Genomic DNA, 23,597 nt, shown 5'->3' with positions numbered 1-23,597 from the left:
TAATCGATTATTCGTGTTACAGTCGATGATGTGTGAACGGCGCCCCCGATGGCGCTGCCCGCGTCTGCCGACCCATCGGCCGACACCCTCACCACCTGTTCGAAGGACCAGACATGAACAACCCCTTTGCCCGCCTGCCCCAGGTGCCCTCCTTCACCCTCACCAGCACCACGCTGGCCGACGGCGCCCCCTGGCCCGCCGAACAGATGTCCGCAAGCCTCCCGGGAGGCAAGGACATCTCGCCACAACTGTCGTGGAGCGGCGCCCCCGAGGGGACGAAGAGCTACGCCGTCACGGTGTACGACCCGGACGCGCCGACCGGCTCCGGGTTCTGGCACTGGGCCGTGGCCGACATCCCCGCCACCGTCACCGAACTGCCCGAAGGCGCGGGCGACGACACCGGAACCGGCCTCCCCCACGGCGCCTACCAGCTGCCCAACGACGCTCGCGTGCCGCGCTACCTCGGCGCGGCCCCGCCGGCGGGGCACGGCCCGCACCGCTACTTCGTGGTGGTGCACGCCCTCGACACCGAGACCATCGGCGTCCCGGCCACTGCCACCCCCGCCTACCTCGGCTTCACCATCGCCGGCCACCTCCTCGGCCGCGCGGTCCTGACCGCCACCGCCGAGACCCCATGACCGTGACTCCGATCGAGCTCTCCGCGTCCGGCATCCAGCTGTCCCGGGGCGGCAGGATCCGCGTGGGCGCCCGGCCGGCGGACGCCGGGCGCGATGGCTGGCACCTGAAGGCATTCCACGCCAGGACCGGTGCCGACGTCCACGCCGACCACTGGCACGTGAACACCGAGGCCGACGAGATCGTGTCCTGCATCATCGGCAAGATCCGCCTCTACCTGCGTCCACAACCGCCGGGACGGCAAGGGGAAGGTGAGGAAGAGATCAGGCTGACGGCCGGCACCGCCGCCATCGTCCCGCGCGGACGGTGGCACCGGATCCAGCTCGACATCCCCAGCACCGTCATGACCATCACCGCGCCATGTGGTGGCAGTTCGGAGAGACGCGCCGACCCCCTCTGACGGCGCCTGCTCTCCGACGGCGCACCTTCTGGCGACCGACACCCTCCAATGCCGTCCCTACTTGCCTAACCACCCCAGACAACTTGTCAGGCATGTTTGGTCGAGGCTCCCCTGCCACACATGCCTGACGCTTTGAGAGCACCCCAGACAACGTTGGCGTCCGGCTCGAGCGACGGTGAGGTCGACGTCCAGATCGCCTGGCTGCCGGTCAAGGAGGCCGACCTCACCGTGGGGCCGGTCGTCCGCGTCGAGCCCGTCGTCCTCGCCGTCCGAGCCGGACACCGGCTGGCCCAGTCGCGCTCGTGCACTTCCACGCCATCCGGTACCATTCCCGGCCCGACATCGCCTACGTGCCTGTCCACGACGCGCCTCCGGCGCGATGGGCGTTGCTGTGGCGTACCGCCGCAGGAAGGGTGTACGACGTGACCATGCATGACGACCAAGTGGACGTGCCGGCCGAGGTGGTCGCCCGTCTGGTCGCGGAGCAGTTCCCGCAGTGGAGGGGTCTGGAGATCCGGCCGGTGCGATCGACGGGAACGGTCAACACGATCTTCCGAATCGGGGACGACCTCGCGGCGCGCTTCCCCTTACGCCTGGCCGACGCCGGCGCCGTTCGATCGGCTCTGGAGCGGGAAGCCCGCGCGAGCGCCGAGCTGGCGCGGATCTCGCCGTTCCCCACGCCCGAGCCGGTGGCCTTGGGAGAGCCGGGCGACGGTTACCCCATGCCGTGGTCGGTGCAGACGTGGCTACGGGGAACGCCCGCCACGGACACCGACCCGAGCGGGTCGGAGGACTTCGTCGGCGATCTGGCGGCCTTCATCGCCGCCCTGCGAAAGGCCGGGACCAGAGGCCGGCGCTTCAGCGGCTCAGGGCGCGGCGGTGAGCTCACCCGCCACGACGCCTGGATGGAGGAGTGCTTCCGGGAGAGCGAGGCGCTGCTGGACGTGCCGCGGCTGCGCCGCCTCTGGAGCCGGCTGCGGGAGCTGCCGCGCGACGGCGACGACGTGATGAGCCACGGCGACCTGATCTCGGGGAACGTGCTGGTCTCGGCCGGCCGCCTGAGCGGCGTCCTCGACGGCGGCGGCTTCGGCCCGGCCGATCCCGCGCTGGACCTGGTCGCCGCCTGGCACCTGCTGCGACCACGTCCGCGCGAGGTGCTGCGGCGGAGCCTGGACTGCGACGACCTGGAGTGGGAACGCGGCATGGCCTGGGGCTTCGTCCAGGCCATGGGGCTGGTCTGGTACTACGCCGACAGCAATCCGCCGATGAGCGCGATGGGGCGCACCACACTCGACCGCATCGTGGCAGCGGCCCGGTGACCCACTGGGTTCCAGTAGCTTGCTCACCCGGGGTGCGGGCCTTCGGCCGAAGACGAGCAGCGTGAAGTGTGTGCCTCGGAACAGATAGAACAGCCTCACCTGCTCCTCACTCGCCGGATCGGTGCAGTGGGCGTCGCCCCTTCCCTACCTCGGCAGCCATGCCGCAGTTCGGGCCTCAGGAGCGAAAGATCTTGTCGGGCATGGGATTCTCCGTTTCCTGTCGTGGCAGGCGCTCCGTAGGAGGAATCATGCGGGGACGCGATCGGGAATGGCGTCTCGTCGATGGCCTGCTGCAGAAGTTGCGGAGAGGTGGGGGCGGGACGCTGCTGGTGGACGGCGAGCCGGGGTCGGGGAAGAGCCGGCTGCTGGCCGAAGCCGTCGCCGAGGCGTCCGAACGCGGGATCGGGGTCGTGCAGGGCAGGGTGGAGGAGCTGGGCGAGCTCGCTCCGTTCAGCATGTTGCTGAAGGCCCTCGGCCTGCGGTCCGAGCCGGAGGGCGGCGACGGCTCCACCCGCTCCGGCCCGCTGGTCCTGGAGCGGTTGCGGGTGGGCCTCGAGCGGCTGGCGACGGGGCCTGTGCTGGTCGTGCTCGACGACCTGCAGCGGGCGGACCCGGCGACGCTGAGGATGTTGCACACCCTGCATGTCCTGCTGGCCGACCGGCCCATCAGCTGGCTGATGTCCCGCTCGACCGCGCCGGTCGCGTGCCAGGCCGTGTCGCTGTTCGACGTCCTGGAGCGGGAGGGGGCCGAGAGGGTGACGCTCGCGCCGTTGTCGCCGGCCGCGGTCGCCGCGCTGACGGCGGACATTCTCGGGAGGCCGTCCGACCCCGCGACGCGGGCGCTGGTGGCGGGAGCCGGCGGCAATCCGCTGCTGATCACCGAGCTGATCGTGGGGCTGCGCGATGAGGGACCGCTGCGGGACGCGGTGCGTGCCCGCGCGCCCGGTCGGCTGCGGATCGTGGTGCGGGGCTGGATCGACACCCTGAGCGCGAAGGCCAGGAGCCTGGTGGAGACGATCGCGGTGCTCGGCCGCTCGTTGTCGCTGGAGCACGCCGCGTCGCTGCTCGACACCACGCCGGCCGCGCTGCTCGCGGTCACGGAGGAGGCCACGGCGGCGGGCATCCTGATCGTGACCGAGAACGGTCTGGCCTTCCGTCACGAACTGGTCGCAGGCATCGTGGCCGCGGGCATCCCTCCATCGGTGCGGCAGTCCCTGCTCGACCAGTCCGGTGTGTTTCCCTGGGCTCCGAGAGGGCGGGGTCTGCTCACCGGCCCGGCCTCTGGCGGCATAGACACGGCGATCGCCAGCGGGCGGCTGCACGAGGCCGAGCAGATGGTACGGAGCCGCCTCGCCGAGCACGGCTCCGTGCACGGTTCGGCCGAACTGCGCTGCCTGCTGGCGGACACGATGTACCTGACGGGCAGGGGAGACGAAGCGATCCACGAGGCCGAGACGGTGCTGGTGGTCCCGGGTCTGCCCGGCCACCTACGCGAGCGGGCGACCCTGGTCCAGCTGTACGCCACGGCGCGCCTGCGGGACGACGGCACCGCGCGGGCGTACGCGCAGGAGGTCATCGACGGGAAGGGCCGCTACGGTCCCGCGGTCAGGAGCGCCGCGCTGGTCGCCCTGGCCACCGCGGAGCGGCACGAGGGCAGGCTTTCCAGCGCGCTGGCCATGGCGGAGAGCGCCGGCCGGCCGGCCGGGGCCGGTTCTCCGAAGGAACGCCGCTACGAGGCCTGCCTGATCGCGGCCGGTGTGCTCGTCGACGTCCAGCGGCTGGACGAGGCGCGGGCGATGCTGCGCCAGGCGCGTAAGGACATGTTCGGCTACGGTCATCTGGCCTGGGCCGCGGACGCCTCGGCGCTGGAGGCCCGCCTGGAGCTGCTCGCGGGCCGTTTCGACGACGCGGTCACCGAGGCGAGGCGGGCCCTGGACCTGGCCGGCGCGCTCGACACGCCGCTGTCGGTCGCGGCGGCCTGCGCGGTGCTTGCCGCCGTCGCGCTGCGGCGCGGCGACCTGCAGGGAGCGGCGCATCATCTCGGGGAACAGCCGGGGGGAACGCCCGAGGCACGCTTGCGGCACGCCCTGCTGGCCGCGCAGGTCGCGGAGGCCCGCGACGGGCCGCGCAGTGCGATGAGCCTGCTCGCCGAGTTGCCCCGCCCGCTGATGCTCACCATCGAGCCCGCGGCCGGCCCGTGGATGGCCCGGGTCGCCCTGGACGCGGAGGACCGGGCGGCGGCCGAGTTCGTGGTCGCCGCCGCAGAGGCGCTCGGCGGGGCCAACCATGAGTTTCCGGCGTTGGGCGCCGCCGCCGCGCATGCCCGGGGCCTGCTCGAGCGGGATTGCGACGCCCTCGCCCTGGCCGCCGGGCGGGCCGAGGACGTGTGGGCGCGAGCCTCCGCCGAGGAGGACCTCGGCAAGGTGCTCGCCGCCGAAGGCCGGCGCGTGGAGGCCACGGAGAGGTTGGAGCGCGCCCTGGGCACGTACGACGACATCGGCTCAGTGCGGGACGCCGCGCGCGTCCGCTGGAGGCTGCGCGGCATGGGGGTGCGCCACCGGCACTGGAGCTACGCCGAACGGCCGGTCTCCGGTTGGGACAGCCTGACCGAGACCGAGCACGCTGTCTCGTCGCTCGCGGCGGAGGGCTGCACCAACCCGCAGATCGCCGAACAGATGTTCATCAGCGTGCACACGGTCGCGTTCCACCTGAGGCAGGTCTTCCGCAAGCTGAGCATCAGGTCCCGGGTCGAGCTCGCGCGGCTCGCGGCGGAGCAGACACGGGATGGCCTCGACCCACCGCCCGGCGGGAGGCGTGCCTGAACCGCGCCGGTACGGGGCCGCGGCGACGACTACCCACCTGGGGGATGTGGCCCCGAAGAGCGTGCGAAAGCCTGGAAGGAATGGAGCGTCATCACCGTGCCCCAGGCCGCCGAGCCCGGCCCATCGTGGTCTCAGGGGGTCCCGGCCTGAGGAGGTAAGGAGGAGCGCCGTGTCCGTCGCGCCGTCCGGCCCCATCATGACCCACCGCGAACCGATCGGAAGTTACGGCAGCTACGAGGAGGCGCAAAAGGTCGTCGACTACCTGTCCGATCACGGGTTCCCCGTAGGCGGCACGCTCATCGTCGGCACCGGCCTGCACTCGCTGGAGCGGGTCATCGCGCGCATGACCCATCTGCGGGCAGCCGGCTGGGGTGCGGCGGGCGGAGCGTGGTTCGGGTTCCTCATCGGCCTGTTCCTGGCGATCTTCTCCACCACCGTCGCAGCCGGGTTGCCCCTGATGTTGTGGGGGCTGCTGTGGGGCGCGGTGGCAGGAGCGGTCTTCGGCCTGATCTCACACGCGATGCTGCGCGGTCAGCGGGACTTCGTCTCCGAAAGCACCCTCGTCGCTGACAAGTACGAGGTCCTCGTCGAGTCGGAGCAGGCGGCCAAAGCCCATGAACTGCTCCGAGGAATGACCAGATAGAGCCCGAAAAGGAGTACGAGGGGGAGCGAGAAATGGCGAAGGCAGTCGGCATCGATCTCGGTACCACCAACTCGGTGATCGCCGCCACGGTGGACGGTCACCCCACGGTGATACCCAACGCTGAAGGCTCCCGGACGACGCCGTCCGTGGTGGCGTTCACCGATCAGGGCGAACGGCTGGTCGGCCAGCTGGCCCGCCGCCAGGCCATCCTCAACCCGAAAGGAACGATCTATTCCGCCAAACGTTTCATCGGCCGCCGCTACGACGAGATCCAGAGCGAGCAGCACGCCGTCTCCTTCGACGTTGTGGAGGGGCCCCAGGGAGCCGTGCGCTTCCAGGTCGGTGACAAGCAGTACGCGCCGGAGGAGGTCTCCGCGCTGGTGCTGCGCAAGCTGGCCGCGGACGCGGCGAAGTACCTCGGCGAGAAGGTGACCGAGGCGGTCATCACCGTCCCGGCGTACTTCAACGACGCCCAGCGCCAGGCGACCAAGGACGCGGGGCGCATCGCGGGGCTGGAGGTCCTGCGGATCATCAACGAGCCGACGGCGGCGGCGCTCGCGTACGGGCTGGACAAGAAGGCCAACGAGACCGTGCTGGTCTTCGACCTGGGCGGTGGCACCTTCGACGTCAGCATCCTGGACATCGGCGAAGGCGTGGTCGAGGTCCGCGCCACCTCCGGGGACGGACATCTCGGCGGTGACGACTTCGACCGCCGGATCGTCGACCACCTGGCCGACGAGTTCCAGCGGGACCAGGGCATCGACCTGCGCAACGACCCGCAGGCCCTGCAGCGCCTGTTCGAGGCGGCGGAGAAGGCCAAGGTCGAGCTCTCCGAAGTCACCCAGACCACGATCAGCCTGCCGTTCGTCACGGCGGACGCCTCGGGGCCGAAGCACCTCAACACCACGCTCATGCGCTCCACGTTCGAGCAGATCACCGCCGATCTGGTCCAGCGCTGCGTCCATCCCGTCGAGCAGGCGATGGAGGACGCCAAGCTCAGGCCCGCGGACATCGACGAGGTGATTCTCGTCGGGGGGTCGACCCGGATACCCGCTGTGCAGAATCTCGTGCGCCGGCTGACCGACGGCAAGGACCCCAACATGACGGTGAACCCGGACGAGGTGGTCGCCATCGGCGCGGCGATCCAGGCCGGGATCATCAAGGGTGAGGTGCAGGACGTCGTCCTGCTCGACGTCACGCCTCTGTCGCTGGGCGTGGAGACCCTCGGCGGCCTGATGACCAAGGTCATCGAGCGCAACACGACGATCCCGGCGCGCCGCACCGAGGTCTTCAGCACGGCCGAGGACAACCAGACCGCCGTCGACATCGTCATCCTGCAAGGGGAGCGGGAGCGCGCGGCCGACAACCGGGTGCTCGGGCGCTTCCGGCTGGAGAACATCCGGCCGGCGCCGCGAGGAGTGCCGCAGATCGAGGTCACCTTCGACATCGACGCCAACGGCATACTCAACGTCTCCGCCCGGGACAAGGACACCGGTGCCGAGCAGCGGATCACCATCAGCGAGAGCTCCAACCTGGACAAGCAGGAGATCGAGCGGATGGTCGCCGACGCCGAGCAGCACCGTACGGAGGATCTCAGACTCCGGGAGGCCGTTGACGCGCGCAACGAGCTGGACTCGGTCGCCTACCAGGTGGAACGCCGTCTGGAGGAACTCGGCGATGCCGTACCCGTGCACGAGAAGGCGCGGGCGGAGCAGCTCGTTCAGGAGGCCAGGCAGGCCATCAAGGAAGAGGTGCCGGTGGAACGGCTGCGCGAGCTCAGCGGAGAGCTGCAGCAGGTCTATCACGGACTCGGGGCCGCCGCGGGCGGCGGGCCGAGCGTGCCGCCGCAGGCCAGGACGGAGAGCGCTCCCGCCGGCAGTGACGAGGACGTGATCGACGCCGAATTCACCACCTCGGAGCCCAAGTGACATGAACGAGCACAGATCCGACGCCCAGGACCAGGCCGGCATGCCCACCACGCGGAGCGAACAGGCACTCGCGGAAGAAGCGGCGCCGGCGGAGACTGACGCGAAGCTGGCGGAGCTGGAGGATCGGTGGCTGCGGTCGGTCGCGGAGCTGGACAACGTGCGCAAGCGCATCGCACGCGACGCCGAGCGGATCAGGGCCGAAGAGAGGTCCAAGGTGGCGGCCGAGTGGCTGCCCGTCCTGGACAACCTGGAGCTCGCGCTGAGCCACGCAGCCCGTGGTGACGGTGGCGGGGACGCCGTGCTTGAAGGGGTACGAGCGGTACGGGACCAGGCGGTCACCCTGCTCGGCAAGCTCGGCTACCCCCGTCACGACGAGACCGGTGTGCCCTTCGACCCCGCCCGCCACGAGGCGGTGACGACAGTCGAACGCGAAGACGTCGATCCAGGCACCGTGGTGGAGGTGCTCAGGCCCGGCTACGGCGACGGCGAGCGGCAGCTCAGGCCGGCGATCGTGGCCGTCGCGAAGAAGGTGGAGTGATGGCCGAACGCCGGGACTTCTACAAGGTGCTCGGCGTCGACCGGAACGCCGACGCCGACGAGATCCAGCGGGCCTACCGCAAGCTCGTGCGCGCCCACCACCCCGACGTCAACAAGGATCCCGGCGCCGAGGACAGGTTCAAGGAGATCTCGGAGGCCTACAGCGTGCTCTCCGACCCCGAGACGCGTCGCCGCTACGACGCGTTCGGACCCGATTTCCGCCAGGTGCCGCCCGACGTCGATCCCGCGGAGTGGGCCCGCGCGCGCAGCCGAGCGGGCGCGGGTGCACGGCCCGGCGCAGGGGCCGGCGCAGGGGGTGGCCGGTGGCGCGGTGCCGAGGGCTTCGGCTTCGGCGCGGACGAGGGCGTCGACCTGGAGGACCTGCTGGGCGGCATGTTCGGTGGCCGGGGCAGGCGGCAGTGGGGACCGGTGCCCGGCGCCGACCAGGAGGCGGAGCTGACGCTGACCGTGGAGGAGGCGTACCACGGCGGACGCCGCAGCATCACGCTGCCCGGGGGCAGGCGAGTGGATGTCACGATCCCGCCCGGTGTGACGAACGGGCAGCGGATCAGGCTCGCCGGCCAGGGCGGGCAGGGCAGTGAGGGAGCCCGGCCAGGTGACCTCTACCTCATCGTGCGGATCGCCGGCCATCCCCGCTATCGCGTGGAGGGCCGCGACATCTACGCCCCGCTGCCGCTGACTCCTTGGGAGGCGGCCCTCGGCGCCACGGTCGCCGTCGACACGCCGGGCGGCGAGGCGAAGGTGAAAGTGCCGCCGGGCACATCCACAGGCCGCCGCCTGCGCCTGAAAGGCCGCGGCATGCCCCATCCGCGCGGGGCCGCGGGCGACTTCTACGCCGAGTCCCGGATCATGGTGCCGTCTGGGCTCACCGACGAGGAGCGGCGCCTGTTCGAGCAGCTCGCCGCCGTCTCGGACTTCGACCCCAGGAGGCGCTCATGAGCTACGCGCTCGTTCGCCAGGTCCGGCTCGACCCCGACGCCTACGCGCGGGCCACGGGCCTGCACCCGCAGGTCGTGGGCCGGCTGGTGGCGCTCGGCCTGCTGGAGCCGGTCAGGAACGCCAGGGGGGAGCTGTGCTTCATGCCCGCCCAGGTGGCGGCGGCGGCCCGCATCCAGCGGTTGCACGAAGGACTGTCCATCAACTACGCCGCGATCGGCGTGGTGATCGACCTCCTCGACCGGATCGGGGAGCTGGAGGCCGCCCTGCGCGACCGTCCCACGACCACGCAAGGGGACTGAAGTGGACCCGAACAGGATGACGCAGAAGTCGCAGGAAGCCCTGCACGACGCCCAGACCAAGGCCTTGCGCTTCGGCCACACCGAGGTCGACGGCGAGCACCTCCTGCTGGCCCTGCTCGACCAGCCCGAGGGGCTGGCGCCCAGGCTGCTGGAGCAGGCCGGCGCCGATCCACGGCGCTTGCGGGCCGACCTGGAGGACGAGCTGTCGCGACGGCCCAAGGTCAGCGGCCCGGGCGCCGCGCCCGGCCAGGTGTTCGTCACCCAGCGCCTGTCGAGGCTGCTCGACGCCGCCGACCGGGAGGCACGCCGGCTCAAGGACGAGTACGTCTCCGTCGAGCACCTGCTGCTGGCCCTCATCGAAGAAGGATCCACGACCGCGTCCGGACGTCTCATGCACGGCCAGGGCCTGAGCAGGGATCGATTCCTGGAGGCGCTCACCGCCGTGCGGGGCAATCAGCGCGTCACCTCAGCCATGCCGGAAGTGGCCTACGAGGCGTTGGAGAAGTACGGGCGCGACCTGGTCGCCGACGCCAGGGCGGACAAGCTCGATCCGGTCATCGGCCGCGACGAGGAGATCCGGCGGGTGATCCAGATCCTCTCCCGCAAGACCAAGAACAACCCGGTCCTGATCGGCGATCCCGGAGTCGGCAAGACGGCGGTCGTCGAGGGACTGGCCCAGCGCATCGTCCGCGGCGATGTCCCCGAGGGACTGCGCGACAAGACCATCTTCAGCTTGGACATGGGCTCGCTCGTGGCCGGTGCCAAGTACCGCGGGGAGTTCGAGGAGCGCCTCAAGGCCGTACTGAACGAGGTGCAGGCGGCGGAGGGACGAATCCTGCTGTTCGTGGACGAGCTCCACACGGTGGTCGGAGCCGGGGCGACCGAGGGCGCGATGGACGCCGGCAACATGCTCAAGCCGATGCTGGCACGTGGCGAGCTGCACATGATCGGCGCGACCACGGTGGACGAATACCGCAAGCACATCGAGAAGGACGCCGCCCTGGAGCGCAGGTTCCAGCCGGTGCTGATCGACGAGCCCTCGGTGGAGGACGCCATCTCGATCCTGCGCGGCCTGCGTGAACGCCTGGAGGTCTTCCACGGCGTGAAGATCCAGGACAGCGCGCTCGTCGCCGCCGTGACGCTGAGCCACCGCTACATCTCCGACCGGTTCCTGCCGGACAAGGCGATCGACCTGGTGGACGAGGCGTGCGCGATGATCCGGACGGAGATCGACTCCATGCCGGCCGAGCTGGACGCCCTCACCAGGCGGGTGATGCGGCTGGAGATCGAGGAGGCCGCGCTGGCCAAGGAGGACGACCCGGCCAGCAGGGAGCGTCTCGCCGAGCTGCGCGAGGAACTGGCGGCCACGCGGGCCGAGGCCGAGGCGATGCGGGCACAGTGGGAGGCCGAGCGCTCCGCCCTGCGCAAGGTCCAGAGCCTGCGGCAGGAGATCGAGGCCGTGCGCAGGGAGGCTGAGCAGGCCGAACGCGACTACGACCTCAACCGCGCCGCCGAACTGCGCCACGGCAGGTTGCCCGAGCTGGAGCGCCGGCTGCAGGCCGAGGAGGAGCGGCTGGGCACCCGGCAGAGCGGCCACCGGCTGCTGCGCGAGGTGGTGACCGAAAGGGAGATCGCGGACATCGTCTCCCGCTGGACCGGCATCCCGGTGGCCCGGCTGCAGGAGGCCGAACGGGACAAGCTGCTCAAGCTCGACCAGATCCTGCACGAGCGCGTCGTCGGACAGGAGGAGGCCGTGCGGCTGGTGGCCGACGCCATCATCCGCGCCCGCTCGGGCATCAAGGACCCCAAGCGTCCCATCGGGTCGTTCCTCTTCCTCGGGCCGACCGGCGTCGGCAAGACCGAGCTGGCCAGGTCCCTCGCGGAGGCCCTGTTCGACACCGAGGACAACATGGTCCGCATCGACATGAGCGAGTACCAGGAACGCCACACGGTCAGCCGCCTCGTCGGCGCACCTCCCGGCTATGTCGGCTACGAGGAGGGCGGGCAGCTCACGGAGGCGGTGCGGCGCAAGCCGTACTCGGTGGTGCTCTTCGACGAGATCGAGAAGGCCCACGCGGACGTCTTCAACGCGCTGCTGCAGGTCCTGGACGACGGCCGGCTGACCGACGCGCAGGGCCGCACGGTCGACTTCCGCAACACCGTGATCATCATGACCTCGAACATCGGCTCCCAGCACCTCCTCGACGGGATCACCTCCGACGGCGAGATCAAGCCCGAGGCTCACGACGGCGTGATGGCAGAGCTGCGCCGGCACTTCCGGCCCGAGTTCCTCAACAGGATCGACGACATCGTGCTGTTCAAGCCGCTGACCGAGGCGGAGATCGAGCGGATCGTCGAGCTGATGTTCACCGACATCAGGCAGCGGCTGGCCGACCGGCGGCTCACCCTGGAGGTCACCGAGGAGGCCCGCAAGCTCATCGCCAACCAGGGGTACGACCCGGTCTACGGTGCCCGGCCGCTGCGCCGGTTCATCGCGCGCGAGGTCGAGACCAGGATCGGCCGGGCCCTGCTCGCCGGAGACATCCCCGACGGCGCGACCATCGTGGTCGGCGCCGACAAGGGCGAACTGAACGTCACCTTCTACGCCCCGGAGAGCTGACATGCACACTGTGCGCTGCGCCAACTGCGGAAGGCCGAACCGGGTTCCGGACGCCGCCTCGGGAACGCCCCGCTGCGGCAACTGCCACCAGCCGCTGCCGTGGATCGCCGAGGCCGGCGACGACACCTTCGCGGAGGTCGTCGAACGGGCCGACCTGCCGGTACTCGTCGACTTCTGGGCGGAATGGTGCGGGCCGTGCCGGATGGTCACGCCCGCGCTCGAACAAGTCGCCCAAGAGATGGCGGGACGTGTGAAGCTCGTCAAGATCGACGTGGACCGCTCGCCGGCCCTCTCGCAGCGCTTCACGATCACGGGCGTCCCGGCGCTCATGATGCTCAACGAGGGCCGCGTCGTGGCGCAACGCGTCGGCGCGGCCCCGGCACCCCAGTTGCGCGAATGGGTCGAGGACACGCTGAGGACGCCGTCATGACGCGGTCGCCGGCCACCCTGCCCGAGACGCCGGACCTGTACGGGGCCTATCCCCGGCTGGATGAGCGGCGCATCGAGGACCTGTCGCGGCACGGCGAGCGCAGGTCCGTGTCGCCCGGCGAGGTCCTCTACCGGGAGGGCGAGCCTGCCGGCGAGTTCATCGTGATCCTGCGCGGCAAGGTGGCCACCGTCGAGGGATACGGCAGCGCGGAGGAGCGGACGATCGCCGTTCACGGCCCCGGGCGTTTCCTCGGCGAGCTGGGCCTGCTCACCCGCCAGGTCGGGTTCCTGACCGCGGTCGTGCGGGAGACCGGCGAAATCCTGGCCGTCCGGGCCGACCAGGTGCGCACGCTGGTGGACGGTGACCCCGCGTTCGGGGACCTCGTCCTGCGCGCCTACCTGACCCGCCGTACCCTGCTGATCGGCATGGACGCCGGGTTCCGCATCATCGGCTCCCGCTACTCGCCCGACACCCGCCGGCTGCGCGAGTTCGCCGCCCGTAACAGGCTTCCGCACCGGTGGATCGACCTGGAGAAGGACAAGGAGGCGGAGGCGCTGCTGCGCCAGCTCAACATCTCCCCGCAGGAGACGCCGGTCGTGATCTGGCGCGGAGACCAGGTGCTGCGCAACCCGACCGTCGCCACGCTGGCCAAGACCATCGGCCTGCCCGTACCACGGCCCGGCGACGGCGTGAGCGACCTGATCGTCGTGGGTGCGGGCCCCGCGGGCCTGGCCGCGAGCGTGTACGCGGCCTCGGAGGGCCTGACCACGGTCGTGCTCGACGCGGTCGCCGCGGGCGGCCAGGCGAGCACCTCCTCCCGCATCGAGAACTATCTGGGCTTCCCGTCGGGCATCTCGGGCGCCGAGCTCGCCGAACGCGCCGTCGTCCAGGCGGCCAAGTTCGGCGCCCGGCTGACCGTACCGGCCGAGGCGACCGGGCTGGAGTCCGACAACGGCCACTACAGCGTGCTCGTCGAGGGCGGGCCCGCTGCGCAGGGCCACGCCGTGCTCATCGCCACCGGCGCTCGCTACCGCAAACTCAACGTTCCCGACCTGGAGAAGTACGAAGGCTGCGGCGTCTACTACGCGGCGACGCCGTTCGAGCTGCGCATGTGCCGGCAGGCGCCGGTGGTCCTCGTCGGCGGCGGCAACTCCGCGGGCCAGGCGGCACTTTACCTGGCCGGGAACGCCTCGTCGGTGCACATGCTCGTCCGCGGCGGAGATCTCAGCGAGAGCATGTCCCGCTACCTCATCGACGCGATCAGCCGGACGCCCAGCATCGAGATCATGTTCCACACCGAGGTACGCGAACTGGTCGGGGACGGCTCCCTGCGGGCCGTCCGCGCCCAGAACAACCAGACGGGGCAGCCCATCGAGATCGAGACCAACGCGATGTTCGTGTTCATCGGCGCGGATCCGCACACCGGCTGGCTGGCGGGCGCCGTCGCGCTGGACGACCGGGGCTTCGTCATCACGAATCACGGCGCGTCACACGGGGAGGCCCTTCCCCTGGAGACCGGGCGGCCGGGCGTGTTCGCCGTGGGAGACGTTCGCAGCGGGTCGGTCAAACGGGTCGCGTCCGCGGTCGGGGAGGGCGCCATGGCCGTACGCCTGTTGCACGAAAGATTCTCCATGACAGGGCATCGACAGCAAGGACGGTGATCCAGATGCCAGTGATCGCGGTTTCCAGGTTCGAGCACTTCTTCCGCGCCGCTGCGGGACTGGACGTGGACAAGTCCGACCTCAAGCAATACAGCGACTTCATCAACCGAAAGCTGCACGACATGCTCGTCGTCGCCGAGGCCGCCGCGAAGTCGAACGGGCGCGACATCATCCAGCCCTGGGACCTGCCCATCACCAAAGGACTGCAGGAGAGCATGCACGACTTCCGGGACCTGGACGAGGTACTGGACCTGTCATCGATCCTGGCGGACCTCGCGGCACTGCCTCCGCTGGATCTGTCGCTCGGCGAAGAAACCGAGGCCCGGCTGCCGGCCGTGGCGGGTGGACTCTCCGTGGCGCTCGCCAGGGCGATGAGAGCCATGGAGCCTGATCGCAAGAACCCGGCGAGCAAGGAGTGGGCACGCACCATCCGCGTCTTCGACCTGCTGCTATGACGAGATTCGGCGCCACACCGGCGGCGCCGGGGTGGAAGCTACGTGTCCTTCTCGTCCCGCCAGCCGCCGGGTTCGGGATGGTAGCCGTAAGCGGCGGCCCGCACCGTGTCCTCGTCCTCCAGCCCGGAGCCGATCGTGCCGCCGACGGTGGCCAGCGAGCTGATGATCCAGGCCAGGGTCAGGTAGTCGGTGAGGTCGACCGGCCGCTGCAGGTCCTGCTCCAGCACGGAGGTGTCGATCAGCAGCGCCGCGGCGAGTGTCGTTCCGGCGAACAGCACCACATAGGACGCCACGGCGGCCAGGGTGAGGGTGAGGATCGTGCCCAGGTTGAACAGCCGGGCCAGCTCGGCCGGTGTGTCCCGGTCTGGTTTCTCCCACAGGTCGTGCGCGATGATCAGCCAGGTCACCAGCGCGGTCAGTCCGAGAATCATGATCACGGTGAGGCGGAGTCCGCCGAGCGCGACACCCATCTCCCAGATGGTGTTGGTGGTGAGCGCGAACGCGGCCGTGGCGAAGGCGCCGGCCAGCAGTTTGGACAGGCCCAGCAGGGCGCGCCCCGGGCGGTTGGCCCGGACCATTCCGATCAGGAGCCGCACCCTGCCCGCCAGCCGCGAGGCGACGTAGCCCAGTTCCCCGGCAGCGGCCTCGCCGACCACTCGGTGAATGGCGGCGACCTGGCCGGTCAGCTCGGCCGGCGGCCGGCCGGCCGGCGGCACCCGCTCCTCGGACGTGTCAGTGAGCAGCCGGCTCACGAGACCCGGGACGGCGGCGCGGAGCGCTCGCAGCTGACGCAGCCCCAGCGCGGGCAAGGACACCATCGCGACCCGGCGCCGGACGGACGTCTGCGCCACCAGCGGCACCCGCTCGGTGTGCAGCGGCAGGTCGGTCAGGCAGATCGCGACGTCCCACCCGGCGTCGGCGCGCCGGCGGGCGAGATCGTCGAGCAGCGCCTCGACGCCGCCGTCGCGGCGCGGAGCCACTTCACCCCAGCCTGCCCGGACGATCCACCGCACGTCCGGGTCCACCCGCTCGGCGAGCAGGGCGGCCAGTTCGACGGCGAGCCGCGCGACCACCTGCGCCGGATAGTCCGGCGGGGTCGCCACGAGCCCGACGACGATCTCCGGCCGATGCTGCTCACTGTTGGCCATGGGCGCTCCTCGCCGGTAGCCGGGCGGAATCCCGGCATGGACTACCCGCAGTGGCGCGACCGATGCGTCCCGTATGAGGAGCGCGATTCGCCCGCTGATGGCGATCGACGGCTCGTCGCCGTTCCGAACTCTCGCTTATGTGACGGTTAGTGCTCGTCTGGACACTAAACGCGGCTGGCTGTGGGTTCGGGGGGGTTTTCTGGGGGTATCGGCCTGGGGGGCCGCCCATGGGGAGGGAGGCACCTGCGACGGGGGGATCTTCATGAAGGCAGTGGTGTACGAGGGGCCGCGGCAGATCAGCGTGAAGGACGTGCCGGACGCGCGGATCGAGCGGCCGACCGACGTCCTGGTCCGGATCACGTCGGCGAACATCTGCGGCTCGGACCTGCACATGTACGAGGGCCGGACCGACTTCGAGCCCGGCCGCTGGTTCGGGCACGAGAACCTGGGTCAGGTGGTCGAGGTCGGCGACGGGGTGGACAAGGTCCAGGTGGGCGACTGGGTCGTCGTGCCGTTCAACATCGCGTGCGGGCACTGCAAGAACTGCGAGCGTCAGCTGACGAACTACTGCCTGACCGCTCAGCCCGAGCCGAACATGGCCGGCGCCGCCTACGGATTCGCCGACATGGGCCCGTACGGCGGCGGACAGGCCGAGCTGTTGCGCGTGCCCTGGGGCGACTTCAACTGCCTGCGGCTGGGCGAGGACGCCGAGCAGCGCCAGGCCGACTACGTGATGCTCGCCGACATCTTCCCGACCGGCTACCACGCCACCGAGATGGCCGGCGTGCAGCCCGGCGACCAGACGGTCATCTACGGTGCGGGCCCGGTCGGGCTGATGGCCGCCCTCTCGGCGACCATCCGAGGGGCGAGCAAGGTGATGGTCGTCGACCGGCACCCCGACCGGCTGCGGCTGGCCGAATCGATCGGCGCGATCGCCATCGACGACTCCAAGGTCGACCCGGTACAGGTCGTGCTGGACGAGACGAAGGGGCTGGGCGCGGACAACGGCTGCGAGTGCGTCGGCTATCAGGCGCACGAGCCCGACGGCCGGGAGCAGCCCAACCTGACGATGAACCGGTTGGTCGCCTCGGTGCGCTTCACCGGGAGGATCGGCTGTGTCGGCGTCTTCATCCCGCAGGACCCCGGGGCCAGCGACGAGCTGGCCAAGCAGGGCAAACTCGCCTTCGACTACGGCATGTTCTGGTTCAAGGGCCAGTACATCGGCAGCGGCCAGGCCCCGGTCAAGAAGTACAACCGGCAGCTGCGCGACCTGATCGTCGCGGGCAAGGCCGAACCGTCCTTCATCGTCAGCCACCATCTGCCCCTCGACCGCGCGCCTGAGGCGTATGAGCACTTCGACCAGCGAGACGAGGGCTGGACGAAGGTCGTCCTGCACCCGGCGATGGCGGGTGCCTGACATGGCCGGCGAGCTGAACGGACGCCGGGTCGCCATCCTCGCGGCCGACGGGGTGGAGCGAGTCGAGCTGGAGCGGCCGCGGCAGGCGCTGGACGACGCCGGCGCCCGCACCGTCGTGGTCTCCATCACCAGCGGCGAGATCCAGGCGCGTGACCATGACCTCGAAGACGCCGGCACCTTCACGGTGGACCGGCTGGTCGGCGAGGTGTCGGTCGACGACTACGAGGCGCTGCTCCTGCCGGGCGGGACGGTGAACCCGGACAAGTTGCGGATGGAACCCGCTGCGGTGCGGTTCGTCCGGGACTTCGTCCAGTCGGGCAAGCCGGTCGCGTCGATCTGCCACGGCCCGTGGAACTTCGTCGAGGCCGACGTCGCGCGGGGCCGCCGGCTGACCTCGTGGCCGAGCGTGCGCACCGACCTGCGCAACGCCGGGGCCGAGGTGGTCGACGAGCCGGTCGTCACCGACGGCAACATCACCACGAGCCGGTCGCCCGACGACCTGCCGGCCTTCTGCGAGCGCATCGTGCAGGAGTTCGCCAAAGCCCCGAAGGCCGCCGCCGCTGAACGCCGGGCGTGACCTCGTCGCTCACGAACGTGCAACCGATCGCTGTCCGCGCCGGCACCGCGTTCGGGGGTGGGCGCCCGCGTGCGCGCTGCGAGGCCGGCCCGGTACCAGATGGAGTAGTCCTGCCGGTCGATGCCGATGCCTTAATCCGATGATGTCACCCGTTTTGCCAGGGGCAAGGGACGGAAGACGCGGGGGCGTCAGCAGACCGAGGGCCGCCCGCGGCGTATGCACATACCACCAGAACCTGCGTTAGGACGCATGATGACCGACAAATTCGCCCGTGTGCTCGGGTGGACCAGCCTCGCGCTGGGCGCGGCGCAACTGGCGGCACCCCGGGCCGTGACCCGCCTGTGCGGCGTCGACGACGCGCCAGGGGCCACGACCGTCGCCAGGCTCGTCGGCGGGCGCGAGCTGCTGCACGCCGCGCTGCTGCTCGGCGCCAAGAACCCTGCCCAGTGGGCGTGGACCAGGGTCGCCGGCGACACGATGGACCTCGGCGTCCTGGGCAGGGCCGCCGCCGGCCGCACCGGCGCCCGCCGCACCCGCGCGCTGGCCGCGCTCGGCGCCGTCGCCGGGCTCACCGCCCTGGACACCGCCTGCGCCCGGGGCGGCACCGCCAAGACCAAGGGCCCGCTGAAGGTGCGCGCCTCCATCACCATCAACAAGCCCCGCGAGGACGTCTACCGTTTCTGGCGCGACCTGGAGAACCTGCCCACGTTCATGATCCACCTGGACTCGGTGCGCACCCTCGGCGGGGGCCGCTCCCGCTGGAAGGCCAAGGGCCCGATCGGTGCCCTGGAATGGGAGGCCGAGATCATCGACGAGCGCGTCGGCGACCTCATCGCCTGGCGCTCGGTGCCCGGCACCGGCATCGCCACCGCCGGCCTGGTCAGCTTCACCGACGGGCCCGCGGGCCGCGGCACGGTCGTGGACGTCTCCCTGGAGTACGGCGCGCCCGGCCGCAAGCTCGCCGCCGCCGTCGCCCGCATGTTCGGCGAGCACCCCGAGCAGCAGGTCCGCGACGACCTGCGCCGCTTCAAGCAGGTCATGGAGACCGGCGAGGTCGTCCGCTCGGAGGGCAGTCCCGAGGGCCCCAGCGCCCGGCGCCAGCTCCGCCAGCGTCCCGCACAACCGATCGGAGCACGCGCATGAAGGCCAACGTGTGGACCGGCCGCAACAGCGTCGAGGTCCAGAACGTCCCGGACCCGCAGATCCTCAACGCGCGTGACGCGATCGTCCGCGTGTCCTCGACCGCGATCTGCGGCTCCGACCTGCATCTGGTGGACGGTTACATCCCGACCGTGAAGAGGGGCGACATCCTCGGCCACGAGTTCATGGGCGAGGTCGTCGAGGTCGGCCCCGGCGTGCGCAATCTGCACGTCGGGGACCGCGTGGTGGTGCCGTTCCCGATCGCCTGCGGGGCCTGCTTCGCCTGCGAGGCCGAGCTGTACTCGGTGTGCGAGAACTCCAACCCCAACGCGGGCATGGCCGAGAAGCTGATGGGCCACGCGCCCGCCGGGATCTTCGGCTACTCGCACATGCTGGGGGGCTTCCCCGGCGGGCAGGCCGAGTACGTGCGCGTCCCGTTCGCCGACGTCGGCCCCATCAAGATCGAGGACGACCTGCCGGACGAGAAGGTGCTGTTCCTGTCCGACATCTTCCCCACCGGCTTCATGGGCGCGGAGATGTGCGAGATCAAGCCGGGCCAGACGATCGCGATCTGGGGCGCGGGTCCGGTCGGGCAGTTCGCCGCGGCCAGCGCGTTCCTGCTCGGCGCGGACCGGGTCATCGTCATCGACCGGTTCCCGTACCGGCTCAAGCGGGTCCAGCGGACCGGCGCCGAGGTGCTCAACTACGAGGAGGTGAACGTGCTGGACGCGCTGCGCGACATGACCGGCGGGCGCGGCCCCGACGCCTGCATCGACGCCGTCGGCATGGAGGCGCACCACCCGACTCCGGCCATGTACGCCTACGACCGCACCAAGCAGGCCGCCCGGATGGAGACCGAGCGCCCGTACGCGCTGCGCGAGGCCATCATGGCCTGCCGCAACGGCGGCGTGGTGTCGGTGATCGGCGTCTACGGCGGGTTCGTCGACAAGTTCCCGATGGGCACCGTCATGAACCGGTCGCTGACCATCCGGACCGGCCAGTGCCACGTGCAGCGCTACACCGAGCCGCTACTGCAGCGGATCCGCGCGGGCGAGATCGACCCGAGCTTCGTCATCTCGCACCGCATGCCGCTCAGCGAGGCGCCGCGCGGCTTCGAGCTGTTCAAGAACAAGCAGGACGAGTGCAACAAGGTGGTCCTTACTCCGTAAGCCTGCCTTCGCGGCCCGGAGCCGGTTCCACTCGATCTCCTCGGTGGCCCGCCGCTCCGCCAAGGTGGCGGAGCGGCACCCGCAGCGACGGTGAGCGGCGCAGGAAGTCCTCGCGTACGGAGACCTGCCCCACGACCTCGCCCTCGCCGGCCGTCGATGAACAGCTTGAGGTGATGGCGGTACAGGTCCGGGTCGGTGTCCCGGGTCGCGTCAATGATCGCGGCCAGTGCGACCTGGATGTAGGTGAGCACCGCCGGCCGAGTCACCCGACCGTCGTCAGCACCCGGTTTCTCAACCCTGCGGCTGGGCCCGGGTTCGTAACACCTCTACGAACACCCCGACCCGGGGGTTGCCGCAGCTGAGAAGGTGTCTAAACCCCTTCTGCTGGATCTTGCAGGAACGAAATCGGTCTTGGTCAAGACGGACAAACGATTACAAATCCTGCCTTGACCTCAAGTAAGGTTGATAGTGCAAGATCATCGCTATGACGGAACGCAAGACCTCTGACCATCAGATTGCTGTGATCGGCGCGGGTGCCATCGGCAGTGCGGTCGCACGTCGCTTGCTCGCCTATGGTCACGACGTGGTGGTGTGGAACCGTACACCGAGTCGCCTCGACCCGTTGGCCGCCGCCGGGGCACGGCCGGCCGGGTCGGTGAGAGAAGCGTTGTCCTCTGCCACGCTGGCCCTTTTCACCCTCACCGACTACGTCGCCGTGCAGCAGTGCCTCGCCGAACTGGATGGAGACCTGTCCGGACGAACGATCGTCGCGATGTGCACCGGAACCCCTGACGACGCGGAACGTGCCGCCCAGCGGGTGGCCGCCCTGGGGGCGTCCTATCTCGATGCGGGGATCCAGACCTCGCCGGAGATGATCGGCACCGACGCGGCGACCATCCTGTACGGCGGCTCACGGTCGGCGTTTCAGCGACACCGCGCGCTCCTGGGCCTGCTGAGCACGCCGCAGTTCGTGGGAGAGGCACCACAAGCGGCCGCTATCTGGGATCTCACCCTCTTCGGCCTCTGGTACGACGCCCAACTCGGCCTGCTGAGAGCCCTCGACACCGTGCGGGCGGCAGGCATCGACGTCGCCGAGTTCACCGACACCGCAGTCAAGCAACTCGGACACGTGGTCACCGGAGCGCCTGGCACGGCCTCCGAACTGCTGAAGGCCACCTATCCGGGAGGGCCCGCCACCCTCGCTGAGCACCTCACCGTCATCCGCCACCTCACCCGGCTGCGGGACGGCCAAACGCTCGGCGACGGCGGACTGCCGGCGGTGGCAGCCAGAATAGAAACGCTCATCGCACAGCGTCGTGAAAGCGAAGGCCTGACCGCCACGATCGCTGCTGAACAAGGTCTTTAGGACGAAATCACCGACCAAGCAAGGAGCGTCGGCGTCAGGATCACGCAAGGCCCGCCGCCCGCCACCCAGCTGCGCACGCTGGAAGGAACAGCGGCCGTGCACGTTGATGTGCCGCCTGATGAAACCCCGTTAACGCCGGATTCCGCTTCAAATCTCTCTGAGCCCCGGCTCCTGGAGCCGTACAGGTCCGGGGCCGTGGTCGCGCAGGGCGTCGTCGGGATTGAGCAGCAGGCAGGCTTTCATCGACAGGCAGCCGCAGCCGATGCAGCCCGTGAGCTCGTGTTCGAGCTGCTCGATGGCTCGGCGGCGTTCTTCGAGTTGTTTCTTCCACGTACGGGAGACCCGCTGCCAGTCCTTGTGGGTGGGGGCGCGGTCGGTGGGGAGGGTGGCAAGGATCTCTGCGACGTCCGACAGCGGGATGTGCAGGCGCTTGGCCACGATGATGAGGGAGATCCGGCGGAGCATGTGCCGGGAGAAGATGCGTTGGTTGCCGCCGTCGCGTTCGCTGAAGATCAGGCCCTTGCGTTCGTAGAAGTGCAGGGCGGAGGCGGGCACGCCGGTCCGGCGGACGATGTCACCGATCGTGAGGTGGTCCTCTGGGCTGGCACGCACGGCGGCTCCTTGCGGTGAGGCGGTGTCAGGCGGTGTGTCGGGACCTGGCGCGGCTGTGGATGAGGACGGCCACGACGATGGACAGCACGAGGCAGAGCAGCCCGGTGCCGAGCTGGGTGAGCTGCCAGGACCAGGTGAAGGCGTCCAGTTCCGCGGACTCGGCACCGGAGGTGAGGCGCCCGGCGCCGACCTCGGCGGCACGGGTCGGGTCGCCGAGCCTGGCCGCGAGGAGGCCGGTCAGGGAGGCGCTGAAGGCGGCGATCACCATGGCCTCCGCCGCGCCGCGCAGCGTGTTGAGGAATCCGGCCGCCATACCGCTCGCGTCGGCCGGGACCAGGGCCATGGCCTGTCCGTCGGTGATGCCGAAGGATGCTCCCATGCCGAGGCCGATCATCAGCAGCGGTGCAGCGGCTGCCGCGACCGGATTGTCGGCGTTCAGTCCCATCAGCCACAGGTTCCCTGCCACCACCAGGGCCAGCGCGATCATCATGACCAGCCGGGCCGGAACTCCCTTGTTGACCAGGGTGACGGCGGCCATGGGCGTGATCAGCACGGGAGCAGTGAGCAGCAGCATGGCCGCTCCCGCGGCGGCGGGCAAGAGTCCCGCGGCCGCCTGCAGGTAGGTCGGCAGGAAGACCAGAACGCCGAGGAACCCGATCGAGGTGGTCAGCGTCGCGAGGCTCCAGCCCAGAAAGGCGCGGTTGGCGATCAGGAAGGGAGCCAGGACGGGGGCGGCGCTGCGCCGCTGGGACAGGCCGAACCACACCAGCGCGACCAGCCCGGCAACGGTGGTGACCAGGATGAGCGGATGGGTCCAGCCGAACGTGGGCGCCTCCAGCAACACGAACATCAACAGGGTCAGCGCAGCCACGAACAGTGCACTGCCCATGCGGTCGATCGGGCCCGTGCCGGTCGACCGGGATTCTCGGGTGCGGGTCGCGCCCAGGGCGACCAGCAGGCCGATGACCGCGAAGACCGCGAAGCTCTCCCGCCACCCAGTGGCCGAGATCAGCAGGCCCGACAGGGTGGGGCCGACGGCGATGCCGACGCCGGCCATGGTGCCCATCAGGGCGAAGGCGCGGTTGCGGGCCGCGCCGTCGTAGCTCGAGGCGAGGATGGCGCCGCCGGCCGCCATGATCCCGGCTGCGCCGACGCCGGAGAGGATACGGGCGACGTCGGTGATGATGATCGCCTGGCTCAGCGCGGTTGCGAGGAATCCGGTCACGAAGATCAGCGCCGCGGCGATGAACACCCGGCGGCGGCCGATCCGGTCGGCGGCCGAGCCCGCGACGAGCGTCATGGCCGCGAAGGCCAGGTTGTATCCCGCGACGACCCAGTGCAGCAGGGATCCGGACACGTCGAGGTCGCGGCTGATGCTCGGCAGCGCCACCGCGGTGCCCGAGATGGACATGGCCACCAGCAGGATGCCGACCAAGATCACCGGAAGCGTCAACGGAG

Annotated in this window: 21 protein-coding genes; 18 read left to right on the top strand and 3 right to left on the bottom strand. The window is 70.4% G+C overall.

All coding sequences use genetic code 11. From position 1 onward, the window contains the following. The first annotated feature begins 113 nt into the window (after positions 1 to 113). From SMD20_RS44650 to SMD20_RS44590, 13 genes are all read left to right on the top strand, one after another. Positions 114 to 638, top strand: coding sequence for a YbhB/YbcL family Raf kinase inhibitor-like protein (locus tag SMD20_RS44650; RefSeq protein ID WP_329593403.1), 525 nt, complete (start codon positions 114 to 116; stop codon positions 636 to 638). Further along, positions 635 to 1,036 carry a cupin gene (locus SMD20_RS44645; RefSeq protein WP_329593402.1) on the top strand — a complete coding sequence of 134 codons (402 nt, stop codon included), beginning with the start codon at positions 635 to 637 and terminating at the stop codon, positions 1,034 to 1,036. Before SMD20_RS44650 ends, SMD20_RS44645 begins: the two co-directional genes overlap by 4 nt. A gap of 428 nt (positions 1,037 to 1,464) precedes the next feature. Next, complete coding sequence (locus SMD20_RS44640) at positions 1,465 to 2,355, top strand: aminoglycoside phosphotransferase family protein (RefSeq protein WP_329593400.1); 891 nt, start codon at positions 1,465 to 1,467, stop codon at positions 2,353 to 2,355. 248 nt (positions 2,356 to 2,603) lie between these two features. After that, positions 2,604 to 5,177 (top strand): AAA family ATPase, encoded by a 2,574-nt coding sequence (locus tag SMD20_RS44635; protein WP_329593398.1) that lies wholly within the window; start codon positions 2,604 to 2,606, stop codon positions 5,175 to 5,177. 169 nt (positions 5,178 to 5,346) lie between these two features. Beyond that, a complete protein-coding gene (locus tag SMD20_RS44630) occupies positions 5,347 to 5,820 on the top strand; it encodes a general stress protein (protein WP_329593396.1) in 474 nt (157 codons plus the stop codon). A gap of 32 nt (positions 5,821 to 5,852) precedes the next feature. Next, positions 5,853 to 7,748: a molecular chaperone DnaK gene (gene dnaK, locus SMD20_RS44625; protein ID WP_329593393.1), complete on the top strand. Its 1,896-nt coding sequence runs from the start codon at positions 5,853 to 5,855 to the stop codon at positions 7,746 to 7,748. Between the two features lies 1 nt (position 7,749). Next, positions 7,750 to 8,286, top strand: coding sequence for a nucleotide exchange factor GrpE (locus tag SMD20_RS44620; RefSeq protein WP_329593391.1), 537 nt, complete (start codon positions 7,750 to 7,752; stop codon positions 8,284 to 8,286). Continuing rightward, positions 8,286 to 9,245, top strand: a complete 960-nt coding sequence (locus SMD20_RS44615; RefSeq protein WP_329593389.1) for a J domain-containing protein — start codon at positions 8,286 to 8,288, stop codon at positions 9,243 to 9,245. The genes SMD20_RS44620 and SMD20_RS44615 overlap by 1 nt, the downstream gene beginning before the upstream one ends. Continuing rightward, positions 9,242 to 9,544 carry a chaperone modulator CbpM gene (locus tag SMD20_RS44610; protein WP_329593387.1) on the top strand — a complete coding sequence of 101 codons (303 nt, stop codon included), beginning with the start codon at positions 9,242 to 9,244 and terminating at the stop codon, positions 9,542 to 9,544. Before SMD20_RS44615 ends, SMD20_RS44610 begins: the two co-directional genes overlap by 4 nt. 16 nt (positions 9,545 to 9,560) lie before the next feature. Next, on the top strand, positions 9,561 to 12,164 hold the full coding sequence (gene clpB / locus SMD20_RS44605; protein ID WP_442942659.1) for an ATP-dependent chaperone ClpB: 2,604 nt from the start codon (positions 9,561 to 9,563) through the stop codon (positions 12,162 to 12,164). 1 nt (position 12,165) lies between these two features. After that, the gene (trxA, locus tag SMD20_RS44600; protein ID WP_329593383.1) at positions 12,166 to 12,594 is read left to right on the top strand and encodes a thioredoxin; all 429 of its coding nucleotides are present in this window, start codon (positions 12,166 to 12,168) and stop codon (positions 12,592 to 12,594) included. Next, on the top strand, positions 12,591 to 14,255 hold the full coding sequence (locus SMD20_RS44595) for an FAD-dependent oxidoreductase (RefSeq protein WP_329593382.1): 1,665 nt from the start codon (positions 12,591 to 12,593) through the stop codon (positions 14,253 to 14,255). The genes trxA and SMD20_RS44595 overlap by 4 nt, the downstream gene beginning before the upstream one ends. Positions 14,256 to 14,260: 5 nt before the next feature. Then, entirely contained in the window at positions 14,261 to 14,710 is a 450-nt protein-coding gene (locus SMD20_RS44590; protein ID WP_329593380.1) for a DUF1931 family protein, read from the top strand. A 38-nt stretch (positions 14,711 to 14,748) separates the two neighbouring features. On the opposite strand, the gene SMD20_RS44585 is transcribed toward SMD20_RS44590, so the two are convergent. After that, the gene (locus SMD20_RS44585) at positions 14,749 to 15,858 is read right to left on the bottom strand and encodes a hypothetical protein (protein ID WP_329593378.1); all 1,110 of its coding nucleotides are present in this window, start codon (positions 15,856 to 15,858) and stop codon (positions 14,749 to 14,751) included. A 262-nt stretch (positions 15,859 to 16,120) separates the two neighbouring features. On the opposite strand from SMD20_RS44585, the gene SMD20_RS44580 reads away from it, so the two are divergent. The 5 genes from SMD20_RS44580 to SMD20_RS44560 all read left to right on the top strand — a co-directional run bounded on the left by SMD20_RS44580 (position 16,121) and on the right by SMD20_RS44560 (position 21,527). Next, on the top strand, positions 16,121 to 17,275 hold the full coding sequence (locus SMD20_RS44580) for a glutathione-independent formaldehyde dehydrogenase (RefSeq protein WP_329593376.1): 1,155 nt from the start codon (positions 16,121 to 16,123) through the stop codon (positions 17,273 to 17,275). 1 nt (position 17,276) lies between these two features. Then, positions 17,277 to 17,852 carry a type 1 glutamine amidotransferase domain-containing protein gene (locus SMD20_RS44575; protein ID WP_329593374.1) on the top strand — a complete coding sequence of 192 codons (576 nt, stop codon included), beginning with the start codon at positions 17,277 to 17,279 and terminating at the stop codon, positions 17,850 to 17,852. 249 nt (positions 17,853 to 18,101) lie between these two features. Next, entirely contained in the window at positions 18,102 to 18,995 is an 894-nt protein-coding gene (locus SMD20_RS44570) for an SRPBCC family protein (protein WP_329593372.1), read from the top strand. After that, complete coding sequence (locus tag SMD20_RS44565; protein WP_329593370.1) at positions 18,992 to 20,161, top strand: zinc-dependent alcohol dehydrogenase; 1,170 nt, start codon at positions 18,992 to 18,994, stop codon at positions 20,159 to 20,161. Before SMD20_RS44570 ends, SMD20_RS44565 begins: the two co-directional genes overlap by 4 nt. Positions 20,162 to 20,645: 484 nt before the next feature. Continuing rightward, complete coding sequence (locus tag SMD20_RS44560; protein WP_329593368.1) at positions 20,646 to 21,527, top strand: NAD(P)-dependent oxidoreductase; 882 nt, start codon at positions 20,646 to 20,648, stop codon at positions 21,525 to 21,527. Between the two features lie 147 nt (positions 21,528 to 21,674). Here SMD20_RS44560 and soxR read toward each other — a convergent pair whose 3' ends face one another. After that, complete coding sequence (soxR, locus tag SMD20_RS44555; RefSeq protein WP_329593367.1) at positions 21,675 to 22,139, bottom strand: redox-sensitive transcriptional activator SoxR; 465 nt, start codon at positions 22,137 to 22,139, stop codon at positions 21,675 to 21,677. A gap of 25 nt (positions 22,140 to 22,164) precedes the next feature. Next, positions 22,165 to 23,580, bottom strand: a complete 1,416-nt coding sequence (locus SMD20_RS44550) for an MFS transporter (RefSeq protein WP_329593366.1) — start codon at positions 23,578 to 23,580, stop codon at positions 22,165 to 22,167. Positions 23,581 to 23,597: the final 17 nt, after the last annotated feature.

The sequence above is a fragment of the Nonomuraea sp. LP-02 genome, from assembly GCF_036289125.1.
Classification (GTDB): domain Bacteria; phylum Actinomycetota; class Actinomycetes; order Streptosporangiales; family Streptosporangiaceae; genus Nonomuraea; species Nonomuraea bangladeshensis.
Note: the sequence above shows the minus strand (reverse complement) of the source record. Positions and strands in the feature narration are given on the sequence as shown.